Annotated in this window: 12 protein-coding genes; 11 read left to right on the top strand and 1 reads right to left on the bottom strand. The window is 69.2% G+C overall.

The window, feature by feature from the left end:
- Positions 1-44 precede the first annotated feature (44 nt).
- From MWM08_RS05420 to MWM08_RS05450, 7 genes are all read left to right on the top strand, one after another.
- Positions 45-1,844 (top strand): acetolactate synthase 3 large subunit, encoded by a 1,800-nt coding sequence (locus MWM08_RS05420; protein ID WP_244458450.1) that lies wholly within the window; start codon positions 45-47, stop codon positions 1,842-1,844.
- Positions 1,845-1,854: 10 nt separating this feature from the next.
- Positions 1,855-2,373: an acetolactate synthase small subunit gene (gene ilvN, locus MWM08_RS05425; RefSeq protein WP_244458451.1), complete on the top strand. Its 519-nt coding sequence runs from the start codon at positions 1,855-1,857 to the stop codon at positions 2,371-2,373.
- A 39-nt stretch (positions 2,374-2,412) separates the two neighbouring features.
- Positions 2,413-3,429, top strand: coding sequence for a ketol-acid reductoisomerase (gene ilvC, locus MWM08_RS05430; RefSeq protein WP_244458452.1), 1,017 nt, complete (start codon positions 2,413-2,415; stop codon positions 3,427-3,429).
- A 57-nt stretch (positions 3,430-3,486) separates the two neighbouring features.
- Positions 3,487-4,116, top strand: a complete 630-nt coding sequence (locus MWM08_RS05435; protein ID WP_244458453.1) for an aspartate/glutamate racemase family protein — start codon at positions 3,487-3,489, stop codon at positions 4,114-4,116.
- Between the two features lie 206 nt (positions 4,117-4,322).
- Positions 4,323-5,252, top strand: coding sequence for an allantoinase PuuE (gene puuE, locus MWM08_RS05440; protein WP_244458454.1), 930 nt, complete (start codon positions 4,323-4,325; stop codon positions 5,250-5,252).
- A gap of 11 nt (positions 5,253-5,263) precedes the next feature.
- Positions 5,264-5,578: a cupin domain-containing protein gene (locus MWM08_RS05445; RefSeq protein WP_244458455.1), complete on the top strand. Its 315-nt coding sequence runs from the start codon at positions 5,264-5,266 to the stop codon at positions 5,576-5,578.
- Complete coding sequence (locus tag MWM08_RS05450) at positions 5,578-6,537, top strand: tripartite tricarboxylate transporter substrate binding protein (protein WP_244459908.1); 960 nt, start codon at positions 5,578-5,580, stop codon at positions 6,535-6,537. The genes MWM08_RS05445 and MWM08_RS05450 overlap by 1 nt, the downstream gene beginning before the upstream one ends.
- A gap of 27 nt (positions 6,538-6,564) precedes the next feature.
- Here MWM08_RS05450 and MWM08_RS05455 read toward each other — a convergent pair whose 3' ends face one another.
- Complete coding sequence (locus MWM08_RS05455) at positions 6,565-7,533, bottom strand: Bug family tripartite tricarboxylate transporter substrate binding protein (RefSeq protein ID WP_244458456.1); 969 nt, start codon at positions 7,531-7,533, stop codon at positions 6,565-6,567.
- A 305-nt stretch (positions 7,534-7,838) separates the two neighbouring features.
- Between MWM08_RS05455 and MWM08_RS05460 the strand changes: the two genes are divergently transcribed.
- From MWM08_RS05460 to mreC, 4 genes are all read left to right on the top strand, one after another.
- Entirely contained in the window at positions 7,839-9,419 is a 1,581-nt protein-coding gene (locus tag MWM08_RS05460; RefSeq protein WP_244458457.1) for a 2-isopropylmalate synthase, read from the top strand.
- Entirely contained in the window at positions 9,419-9,673 is a 255-nt protein-coding gene (locus MWM08_RS05465) for a hypothetical protein (protein ID WP_244458458.1), read from the top strand. Before MWM08_RS05460 ends, MWM08_RS05465 begins: the two co-directional genes overlap by 1 nt.
- Positions 9,674-9,820: 147 nt before the next feature.
- Positions 9,821-10,864, top strand: a complete 1,044-nt coding sequence (locus MWM08_RS05470; protein WP_244458459.1) for a rod shape-determining protein — start codon at positions 9,821-9,823, stop codon at positions 10,862-10,864.
- Between the two features lie 67 nt (positions 10,865-10,931).
- Complete coding sequence (gene mreC, locus MWM08_RS05475; RefSeq protein WP_244458460.1) at positions 10,932-11,798, top strand: rod shape-determining protein MreC; 867 nt, start codon at positions 10,932-10,934, stop codon at positions 11,796-11,798.
- Positions 11,799-11,805: the final 7 nt, after the last annotated feature.

The following is an 11,805-nucleotide window of genomic DNA, read 5'->3' on the forward strand; positions in this document are numbered from 1 at the left end:
GGAGAACCCCGCGGGCGGTGCCGTTTGCAAGGAATGACCGACCGATGTCCGCCGCCATCAAGCCCGCCAGCACCGACGCCGCCCTGACCATGTCAGGCGCCGAGGTCGTACTGCGCGCGCTGAAGGACCAGGGCGTGGAGGTCATCTTCGGCTACCCCGGCGGCGCGGTATTGCCGATCTACGACGCGCTGTTCCAGCAGAACGCCATCCGCCACATCCTGGTGCGGCATGAGCAGGCCGCGGTGCATGCGGCCGAGGGCTATGCGCGGTCGACCGGCAAGGTGGGCTGCGTGCTGGTCACCTCCGGCCCTGGCGCGACCAACGCCGTGACAGGGTTGGTGGACGCGCTGATGGATTCGATCCCGATCGTCTGCCTGACCGGCCAGGTGCCGACCCACCTGATCGGCAACGACGCCTTCCAGGAAGCCGACACCACCGGCATCACGCGCCCGGCCACCAAGCACAACTACCTGGTCAAGAAGTCGGGTGACCTCGCGCGCGTCATGCACGAGGCCTTCTATGTGGCGAAGTCCGGCCGGCCCGGCCCCGTGGTGGTCGACCTGCCCAAGGACATCCTGATCAACAAGGCGCCCTACACCGAGCCGCCGGTCGCCGCGCACCGGTCCTATCGCCCGCAGACCGAGCCCGACATGGATCAGGTGCGAAAGGCGGTGCGCCTTCTGAAGGCTGCCAAGCGGCCGATCGTCTATGCCGGCGGCGGCGTGATCAATTCCGGGCCCGAGGCCTCGCGCCTGCTGGTCGAATTCGTGCGCATGACGGGTTTTCCCTGCACGAACACGCTGATGGGGCTCGGCGCCTATCCGGCGGGCGATCCGTTGTTCGTCGGCATGCTCGGCATGCACGGGACCTACGAGGCGAACCTCGCGATGCATGGCTGCGACGTCATGCTGAACATCGGTGCGCGGTTCGACGATCGCGTGACGGGGCGGCTCAATGCCTTTTCGCCGAATTCGCGGAAGATCCACGTCGATATCGACCCGTCCTCGATCAACAAGAACGTGCCGGTCGAGGTGCCGATCGTGGGCGATGCCGGACGCGTGCTGGCCGCGATGATCGAATGCTGGAAGTCCGAAGAAGCGCCGCAGGACAAGCATGTGCTGACCGCTTGGTGGCGCCAGATCGACGAATGGCGTGCCAAGGACTGCCTGCGCTACCGCCAGGAAGGCAAGATCATCAAGCCGCAGCACGCGGTAAAGCGGCTCTACGAGATCACGCAGGAACTCGGGCGCGAGACCTTCATCAGCACCGAGGTCGGCCAGCACCAGATGTGGGCGGCGCAGTACTTCGGCTTCGCCAAGCCAAACCGCTGGATGACCTCCGGCGGGCTCGGCACGATGGGCTATGGCTTGCCGGCGGCGATGGGCGTGCAGATCGCGCATCCGGATGCGCTGTGCATCGACATCGCCGGCGAGGCCTCGATCCTGATGAACATCCAGGAGATGGGCACGCTCGCGCAGTACCGCCTGCCGGTGAAGGTCTTCATCCTGAACAATGAATACATGGGCATGGTCCGCCAGTGGCAGGAACTGCTGCATGGCGGCCGCTACTCCGAGAGCTATTCCTCGGCGTTGCCCGACTTTGTGAAGCTGGCGGAATCCTTCCATGCCAAGGGCATCCGGGTGACCGACGCGGCAGATCTCGACGCCGGCATCCGCGAAATGATCGCCTATCCCGGCCCCGTCATCGCCGATATCGCGGTGGCGAAGGACGAGAACTGCTTCCCGATGATCCCGTCGGGCGCCGCGCACAACGAGATGATCCTCGGGCCTGAGCAGGAGGGTGGCGTCAAGGGCGTCACCGACGAAGGCAAGGTCCTGGTCTGAGGCTACGAACATGTCGGAAGCAGGAAACGCGCAGCGCGCGGCGACCATCGCCGTGCTGGTGGAGAACGAGGCCGGCGTGCTGGCCCGTGTGATCGGCCTGTTCAGCGGCCGCGGCTACAACATCGACAGCCTGACGGTCGCGCCGGTGGACGAGACGGGGCGCGTCAGCCGCATCACGGTCGTGACGTCGGGCACCGAGATGGTGATCGACCAGATCAAGGCGCAGCTCGATCGCTTGGTGCCGGTGCACAAGGTCAGCGACCTCACGCTGGAGGGCCCGCATTTGACGCGCGAACTGGCGCTGATCAAGGTGGTGGGCAAGGGCGAGCACCGTATGGAGGCGCTGCGCCTGGCGGACGCGTTTCGTGCCCGCGTCGTCGACGCCACCACCGAGAGCTTCGTCTTCGAGATGACCGGCAATGCCGACAAGATCGACGCCTTCTGCGCGCTGATGCGCCCCGTCGGGCTGGTCGAGGTGTCGCGCACCGGCGCGGTGGCGATCGCGCGCGGGCCGCGCGGACTGAACTGAACCTGTTGGACGATTTGTAGAAGAAGGGAGAGCGCAATCATGCGCGTCTACTACGACCGCGATGCGGATGTGAACCTGATCAAGGCCCGGAAGGTCGCGGTCATCGGCTTCGGCAGCCAGGGCCATGCGCATGCGATGAACATGCGCGATTCCGGCGTGAAGGACGTGGTGATCGGCCTGCGCCCGGGCGGGTCCTGGAAGAAGGCGGAGGCCGCCGGCTTCAAGGTGATGACCCCGGCCGAGGCCGCGGCCTGGGCCGACGTGGTGATGGTGCTGACGCCCGACGAACTCCAGGGCGACCTGTACCGCGACCACCTGCACGCCAACATGAAGCCGGGTGCCGCGATCGCCTTCGCGCATGGCCTCAACGTGCACTTCAACCTGCTCGACCCGCGCCCGGACATCGACGTGTTCATGATCGCGCCGAAGGGCCCCGGCCACACGGTGCGCGGCGAATACCAGAAGGGCGGCGGCGTGCCCTGCCTGGTGGCCGTCCACCAGAACCCGTCGGGCAATGCGCTCGAGATCGCGCTGTCCTATGCGTCGGCCATCGGCGGCGGGCGTTCGGGCGTGATCGAGACCACCTTCAAGGAGGAATGCGAGACCGACCTGTTCGGCGAGCAGACCGTCCTGTGCGGTGGCCTGGTCGAACTGATCAAGGCCGGCTTCGAGACGCTGGTGGAAGCCGGCTACGCCCCCGAGATGGCGTATTTCGAGTGCCTGCACGAGGTGAAGCTGATCGTCGACCTGATCTACGAGGGCGGCATCGCCAACATGAACTACTCGATCTCCAACACCGCCGAGTACGGCGAATACGTCACCGGCCCTCGCATCATCACGTCCGAGACCAAGGCCGAGATGAAGCGCGTGCTCGATGACATCCAATCCGGCCGCTTCGCGCGCGACTGGATGCTCGAGAACAAGGTGAACCAGGCGTCTTTCAAGGCGACGCGCCGCCGCCTGGCCGAGCACCCGATCGAGGAAGTCGGTGCGAAGTTGCGCGCGATGATGCCCTGGATCAGCAAGAACCAGCTGGTCGACAAGGCGAAGAACTGAGCCACGTCGGGGGCGGTGGCGCAGGCTGCCGCCCTTCGCGCTTGCGGGGGTGTGAGCGTGACGACCATCGCGTGCCTGCATACGGCCGCAGGGAACATCGCGGTCTTCGACGCGGCCTGCCCGCCGGAGGCGCAGCTGACCCATGTCCTGCGCGAGGATCTTCTCAAGGACGCCGAGGCCTCGGGCGGCCTCACGCCCGAGATCGCCCAGCGCACCGCGGCCGCGCTGGAGGCCTTGGCCACGCCCGGGATTGATGCCGTTCTGCTCACCTGCTCGACCATCGGGCCCGGCGCTGCGATCGCGCGCGGCGCGGTCCCCGTGCTCCGGGTGGATGCTGCGCTGGCCGATACGGCGACGCGGCGCGGCGGCACGGTGATCGTGCTCTGCGCGGTCGAGACCACCGTCGAGCCGACGCGCGCGATCTTCGCCGAGGCGGCCGCGCGGACCGGCGCGACGATCGACGTGCGGCTCGTGCCGAACGCCTGGGCTGCCTTCCGCGCCGGCGAGACTGCCCGCTACCACGCCATCGTCGCCGCGGCCGCCGACGGCGCCTTCGCCGACGGCGCGACGGAGGTCGCGCTCGCCCAGGCCAGCATGTCCGGTGCGGTGGCGCTGGCGCGCGGCCGCAAGCCGCTGGCGAGCCCGCCGGTCGGTCTTGCAGCGGCGCTGGCCGCCGGGGGGCGTTGACGCCCCCGCGCCAGCGCGCGGGCATCCGCTCGAATACGGCGTGCCGAATGGCGGCGCAGCCGTCATGCCGCGAAGTCGCACCGTCCGGAGGGCCGTGACCGCGGGCTTCGAGGAACTCGGCGCCGATCCCACCGACGGGGTCAGTGCCTGGCGCCCGAAGGACGCTGGATTGACCGGGGCCGCGCGCATCCGGCAGCCTCGGCGCCATGACGATGCTCGCCGCCGAGACCGACTACCCCCGTGACTTCCTGGGCTACGGCCCCAGCCCACCCGACCCGCGCTGGCCGGGCGGGGCGAAGGTCGCCCTTTCCTTCGTGCTGAACTACGAGGAGGGCGGCGAGAACACCGTGCTGAACGGTGATGCCGGCAGCGAGCTTTACCTGCATGAAGTCCCGGGCGGCTCACCCGTGCTGGGCGAACGCAACCGCACCGTGGAATCGCAGTTCGAATACGGCGCGCGCGCCGGCGTTTGGCGCGTGTTGCGGGCCTTCGCGGCGCAGGGTTTTCCGCTCACCGTCTATGGCGTCGGCCGTGCGCTGGAACTCAACCCCGAGGCCGCGCGCGCCTTCGCCGCGGCGGGGCACGAGGTGGCGTCGCATGCCTGGCGCTGGATCGACTATCACGGGATGGACGAAGCCGCGGAACGCGCCGAGATCGCGCGTTGCGTCGAGACCATCGAACGCCTGACCGGCAGCCGTCCGGTCGGCTGGTACACCGGCCGCATTAGCCCCAACACGCGCCGCCTGGTCGCGGAGTACGGCGGATTTCTGTACGATTCCGACGCCTATGACGACGACCTGCCGCATTACGTGACGGCCGCCGGCAAGCCGCACCTGGTCATACCGTACACGCTCGACAACAATGACATGAAGTACGCGGTGCCGCCGGGCTTCGGCGACCCGGGCGGCTGGGAACACCACCTGACCGATGCCTTCGAGGTGCTGCTCGCCGAAGGTCGCGCCGGGCAGCCCAAGATGATGTCGGTCGGGCTGCATTGCCGCCTGGTCGGCCGTCCGGGGCGTGCCGCGGCGCTGCAGCGTTTCCTCGCGCGGGTGGCACGCGAGAAGGACGTCTGGGTCTGCCGCCGCGCCGACATCGCCCGCCACTGGTGGGCCACGCACCCACCGCAGCCGTAAGGGGCCCCGCCATGTCCTATCCGCTCGAGAAGCGTGAACTCATCGCTGAGGCACCGGGCCTGCGCATGCAGATCCTCACGCTCGCGGCAGGGCAGGAAGTACCCTGGCATTGGCACAGCGAGGTGACCGACACCTTCTTGTGCATGGATGGCCCGATGGTGATCGAGACCCGCGCGCCGACCGAGACGGTCGAACTGGACCCCGGCCAGATGTACGCGGTGCCTTCGAAGCGTGCGCATCGCGTCACCGGGAAGGATGGCGGGCGCTGCCGCTTCGCCATCCTGCAGGGCGTGGGCACCTACGACTTCAAGCCGGTGGGCGCGTGATGCGCCGGCGCGCGACGCTCGCGCTTCCGTTGCTGCTCGCCGCGCGGGGCGCGCGGGCGCAGGACGGGCGGCGGCTCGAACTGATCGTCCCCTATCCGCCAGGCGGGGGGAACGACATCGGTGCGCGGGCGCTCGCCCCGGCGCTGGAGCGCGAACTCGGCATGCCGGTGGTGGTTCTCAACCGCCCCGGCGCGGGCAGCCAGATCGGCATGGCGCAGGTGGCGCGGGCCCGGCCGGATGGGCTGACCATCGGCTACGGGCTCTGGCCGCAGACCACGACGCTCTACCTGGACGCGTCACGCCAGGCGGGCTTCACGCGGGAGAGCTTCACGCCCCTCGCGCTGCATGTGACCGACCCGGGCGCCATCACCGTGCGCGCCGACAGCCCGTTGCGCAGCCTGGCCGACCTGGTCGCGGCATCCCGTGCGCGGCCCGATGATTTCCGCATGTCCGACAACGGCCAGCTTGGGCACGAGCATCTCGCCTCGATCCGGCTGCAGCGCATGGCCGGGCTGCGCTTCAACCAGGTGCACTTCAACGGGGCGGGGCCCGCGCTGACCGCGCTGCTGGGCGGCCAGACCGAAGCCGCGATCTTCGCGGTCGGCACCGCTAGCGGGCAGATGCGTCAGGGCGCGGTGCGCGCGCTGGCGGTGCTCTCGGCCGAGGAAAGCCCGTTCCTGCCGGGCGTGCCGACCGCCCGTGCCCAGGGTTTCGACATCATCGCCGGGTCGACGCGTGCCTTCGTGGCGCCGGCCGGCCTGCCGCCGGACCTGCGCGACCGCCTCGCGAGCGCGCTGCAACGCGCGATCACATCGCCGGAGCATGAGGAGCGGATGCGCGCGCTCTCGATCCCCATCACCTACCGGGGTGCCGACGCCTTCGCTGCCTATTGGGCGGAGGAGGAACGCCTGCTCCGCCCGCTAATCGCGGAACTGACACGCGAGGGGCGGTCGCAATAGGCGGGCGATCGCCCGGTTGGCGACTCGCTATTCGATCTTCTCGATGCGGTTCTGTTCCACCACCTCGCGCCAGCGCGCGATCTCGGAGCGGACATGCTCGGCAAAGCGCGCCGGCGTGCCGCCTTCGGGGCGCACGCCCAGGCCGCGCAGCCGCGCCTGCACGTCGGTGTCCGCATTGGCCTCGTTCAGCATGCGGTTGAGCCCCGCCACTACGTTCGCGGGCGTGCCGCGCGGCGCCATGTAGCCGAACCAGGGCTCCACCACGATGTTCGGTACGCCGGCCTCGGCGAAGGTCGGCACATCGGGCAGGGACGGGTCGCGCAGGCCGCCGGTGACGGCGATAGCGCGGATCTGCCCGGCGCGGATCGCCTGGATCTTGGTGGGGATGTTCTCGATCATCACCTGCACCTGGTTGGCGAGAAGCGCCTGCAGTGCCGGCGCGCCGCCCCGGAAGGGCACATGCACGAGCCCGAGGCCGAGCCGCCCGTTCAGCAGTTCGGGCGTCAGGTGGTTCGAAGACCCGAAGCCTGACGACCCGTAGTTCACCCGACCGCGATTCGCCTGCGCCCAGGCGATGAACTCCGTCAGCGTGGTGGCCGGCACCGACGGGTGCACCGCCACCACGTTCATCACGCTGCCGCTCCAGAACACCGGCACGAGGTCGCGCTCGATGTCGTAGGGCATGCGGGCGTAGATGGCCGGGTTGATGGCGCAGTTGCCGATGGTGCAGGCGCCCAGCGTGTAGCCGTCCGGCGTGCTGCGCGCGGCCGCCTCCATGCCGATGTTGCCGTTGGCGCCCGAGCGGTTCTCGACCACCCAGGGGTGTGGCGAGGTCCGGCTGATCCGGTCGGCGAGGATGCGCGCGATCAGGTCGGTGGCGCCCCCTGGCGGGAAGGGCAGGATGATGCGCACCGGGCGGTCGGGCACCCAGTCCTGGGCGAGGGCGGGCGTGGCAATAATACCCGCGACGAGCGCGAGCGCGATCCGGCGCAGCATGGCTTCCTCCGGTTGTTGTTGCCCGCAGCCTGCCCGTGGCCGGACAGGCGGGCAACATCGCTGCTTGCGAGGGGCGGGCGGTCGCCGTAGTGTCCCGTCCTTGCGATGATCACGCGCGCCATCTTCGCCGGTCTGACCCTTGGGCTCTCCGCCCCGGTCGCCGCGCGCGCGCCGCTCGGCCTCCTTCTCCTTCGACTTAATCGCCCCTGGGCGTGACGCCCGGCTGATCACGGCCGGACATCGCTCAGGGGAACCTGGGATCGAACGCGCACATCCACATCATCGCCACACAGGAAACGCCTGACATGGCCATCACCCATCCCTCCTTCGGCACCCTGGCCGACGACCGCATCATCATCTTCGACACCACGCTGCGCGACGGCGAGCAGTCGCCGGGCTTCTCCATGAACCTCGAGGAGAAGCTGCGCATGGCCGAGGCCCTGTGGGAGCTCGGCATCGACGTGATGGAGGCCGGCTTCCCCATCGCCTCCCCCGGCGACTTCGAGAGCGTACTGTCCATTGCGCAGCACTTCGCCAAGGACGGCCCCGTGGTCTGCGGCCTGTCGCGCACTGCGCCGGCCGACATCCTGCGCGCCGCGGAAGCCGTGAAGCCGGCCGCGCGCAAGCGCATCCACACCTTCGTGTCGACCAGCCCACTGCACATGCGGGTCAAGCTGCGCCTCGAGCCGGAGCAGGTGCTGGACCTGGTCACCAGCAGCGTCTCGCTGGCGCGCCAGCACACAGATGACGTGGAATGGTCGGCGGAGGACGGCACGCGCACTGACCCCGACTTCCTCTGCCGCTGCGTGGAAGCAGCGATCAAGGCGGGCGCCACCACCATCAACATTCCCGATACGGTCGGCTACGCCCTGCCCGAGGACATGACGCGCATCTTCACCATGGTGCGTGACCGCGTGCCGGGCGCGGACAAGGTCATCCTGTCCACGCACAACCACAACGACCTGGGCCTGGCGGTCGCGAACACCCTGGCCGCAATCCGCGCCGGCGCCCGCCAGGTGGAATCCACGATCAACGGTATCGGCGAACGTGCCGGCAATGCGAGCCTCGAGGAAGTGGTGATGGCGCTGCGCACGCGCCAGGACGCCATCGCGGCGAAAAACAACATCGTCACCGAACGAATCCTCAAGACATCCAAGCTGCTGTCCACCATCACCGGCTTTGACGTGCAGCCCAACAAGGCGATCGTCGGCCGCAACGCCTTCGCGCATGAATCCGGCATCCACCAGGACGGCGTGCTGAAGGACAAGTCGACCTACGAGATCATGACGCCCGAGAGCGTCGGCTGGTCCAACACCTCGCTGGTGATGGGCAAGCATTCGGGCCGTGCGGCCTTCCGCGACAAGCTGAAGGGCATGGGGTACGAGGTCGGCGACAACCAGCTCAACGACGCCTTCCGCCGCTTCAAGGACCTCGCGGATCGCAAGAAGGTTGTCTACGACGAGGATATCGCCGCGCTGGTGGATGACGAGATCGTCCGCGGCAACGACCGCATCAAGCTGACCGCGCTGACCGTCGCGACCGGCATGGCGACGAAGCCGACGGCATCCATCAGCCTTGAGGTGGATGGCGAGACCAGGGACGGCGTGGCCGCCGGGGACGGCGCGGTGGATGCCACCTTCAACGCGCTGCGCAACGCCTTCCCGCACGAGGTGAACCTGAAGCTGTACGCGGTGCAGTCGGTTACCGGCGGCACCGACGCCCAGGCCCGCGTGACCGTGCGGCTCGAGGAAGCGGGGAAGCTGGTGGACGGGCAGGGGGCGGATACCGACACCATCGTCGCCTCGGCGCGCGCCTATGTGCACGCCCTCAACAAGCTGCTGGTGAAGCGCGAACGCACGGAACCCCCCGTCGTGTTGCGCGCCTGATGCGCCCCCGCGCGGTGGTGGGCGCATCCGTGGCGGCCGGCACTGCTCAGGCGCAAGCGCGGGCGGCGCCGATCGGCACCGCCTGGATGCAGCCTGAGGGCTGCGATGTGCGTGACGTGGTCGCGCCGAACAGGGCGAAGGTTGGGCAGGTGCGCCTGGCCGACCCGCCCGGCCACCCCTATCGCGCCACGGTCCTGCACCACCTGGGCGGGCTGTGCCCGGGCGAGGTCAAGCCGGTGCCGCCTTTCACCTGACGCGGCCCACCCCCTTGCGGGGGAATCCGTCTTGAGCGTCGGCCCCGGGGGGGGTAAAGCCCCCCGTCCTCTCAAGCCCCAACAGTCGCGACGGCGGCCTCGGCCTCCACCGCCTGCTGCGCGGCCCCGTCGGAAGGTCTGGTACGCATGTTCTCTCGCCTGTTCGGCTTCCTGTCTGCCGACATGGCCATCGATCTCGGCACCGCGAACACGCTTGTGTACGTGAAGGGCCGAGGCATCGTGCTCAATGAGCCGAGCGTGGTCGCCATATCCGACCTGCGCGGCCGCAAGCAGGTGCTCGCCGTCGGCGAGGAGGCCAAGCTCATGCTCGGCCGCACGCCCGGCAACATCGCCGCCATCCGACCGCTGCGCGACGGCGTGATCGCCGATTTCGAGGTCGCGGAGGAGATGATCAAGCACTTCATCCGCAAGGTGCATAACCGGCGCTCGTTCGCCTCGCCCATGATCATCGTGTGTGTGCCCTCCGGCAGCACCGCCGTGGAACGCCGCGCCATCCAGGAGAGCGCCGAGTCGGCCGGCGCGCGCCGCGTCCTGCTGATCGAGGAACCCATGGCGGCCGCGATCGGCGCCGGCCTGCCGGTCACCGAGCCCTCGGGCTCCATGGTGGTCGACATCGGCGGCGGTACGACCGAGGTCGCGGTGATCAGCCTGGGCGGCATCGTCTATGCCCGTTCCGTCCGGGTGGGCGGCGACAAGCTGGACGAGGCGATCATTTCCTACATCCGCCGCCAGTTTAACCTTCTGATCGGCGAGAGCACGGCCGAGCGGATCAAGCTCGAGATCGGCGCGGCCGCCCCGCCCGAGGATGGTGAGGAAGGGCCAGTGGCCGAGGTGAAGGGCCGCGACCTGATGAACGGCGTGCCGCGCGAAGTGGTCGTCAGCCAGCGCCAGATCGCGGAATCGCTGTACGAACCGGTCTCGCAGATCGTCGAGGCAGTGAAGGTCGCGCTCGAGAACACGCCGCCCGAACTGGCCGCCGACATCGTCGACAAGGGTATCGTTCTGACCGGCGGCGGGGCTCTGCTGAACCGGCTCGACCAGGTGCTGCGGGATGCGACGGGGCTGCCCGTGGTGGTGGCGGAGGAAGCGCTGTCCTGCGTCGCCTTGGGGACGGGTCGTGCGCTCGAGGACATCAAGCGGCTTCGCCACGTCCTGACTTCGATGTATTGATGGGCCGTCCAGCCCCGTGGCCCAGGCCGCGGGGCCTGGGCAGGGCAGGCAGGGGGATCTGGCTCGCGTGATCCGGCTGAGCATTCCGCTCCGGCAGGCGCTGGCAAGGCTGTCGCTGCCGCTGATGATCGCGGCAGCCTTCGGCGTGATGCTGCTTGGCAAGGCCGATGCACTGCTGGCCGAGCGCCTGCGCAGCCACCTGGCCGATGCGCTCTCCCCGATCTACGCGGCCCTGGCCGAACCGATGGGCGCGGTCCGCAACGCGGTCGAGGAAGTCCAGGCGCTGGCCCAGTTGCGCGAGGAGAACGCCATCCTGCGCGAGGAGAATGAACGCCTCCGCCGCTGGCAGGCCGCGGCTCTGGCGCTGGAATCCGAGAACGAACTGCTGCGCCGGCAGTTGAACTTCCTGCCCGAGGCGGCGCCCGCCTTCGTGACCGCCCGGGTCGTGGCCGATGGCGGCGGCACCTATGCCCGTGCGGTTCTACTCGCGACCGGCCCGCAGCATGCCATCCGGAAGGGCCAGGTCGCGCTGGACGAACGCGGCTTCGTCGGCCGCGTGACCGAGGTGGGCAGTCGTTCCGCCCGCGTCCTGCTCGCCACCGACATGAACAGCCGGATCCCCGTGACGCTCGAATCAAGTCGGGCGCGCGCCATCATGGCCGGCAGCAACGGCGCCCGCCCGCGCTTGTCGCATTGGCCCGAGGGCGTCATGCCGGTCGAGGGCGAGCGCATCGTGACCAGCGCCGAGGCCGGCGCCTTCCCGGCAGGGCTGCCGGTTGGCGTGGTGCGGGTTTCGCCGCAAGGCGCGCCGGAGGTCGAGCTGTTCGCCCGGCTGGACCGGCTCGATGCGGTGCGGCTGTTCGACTACGGGTTGCGGGGCATCCTGCCGCCCGAATCGGTGGCGCGGCCGGAACCGCGCCCGGGCCGGCGCTGATCCCCGC

Origin of the sequence: Roseomonas fluvialis (genome assembly GCF_022846615.1) — a bacterium.
Taxonomy (GTDB): Bacteria; Pseudomonadota; Alphaproteobacteria; order Acetobacterales; family Acetobacteraceae; genus Neoroseomonas; species Neoroseomonas fluvialis.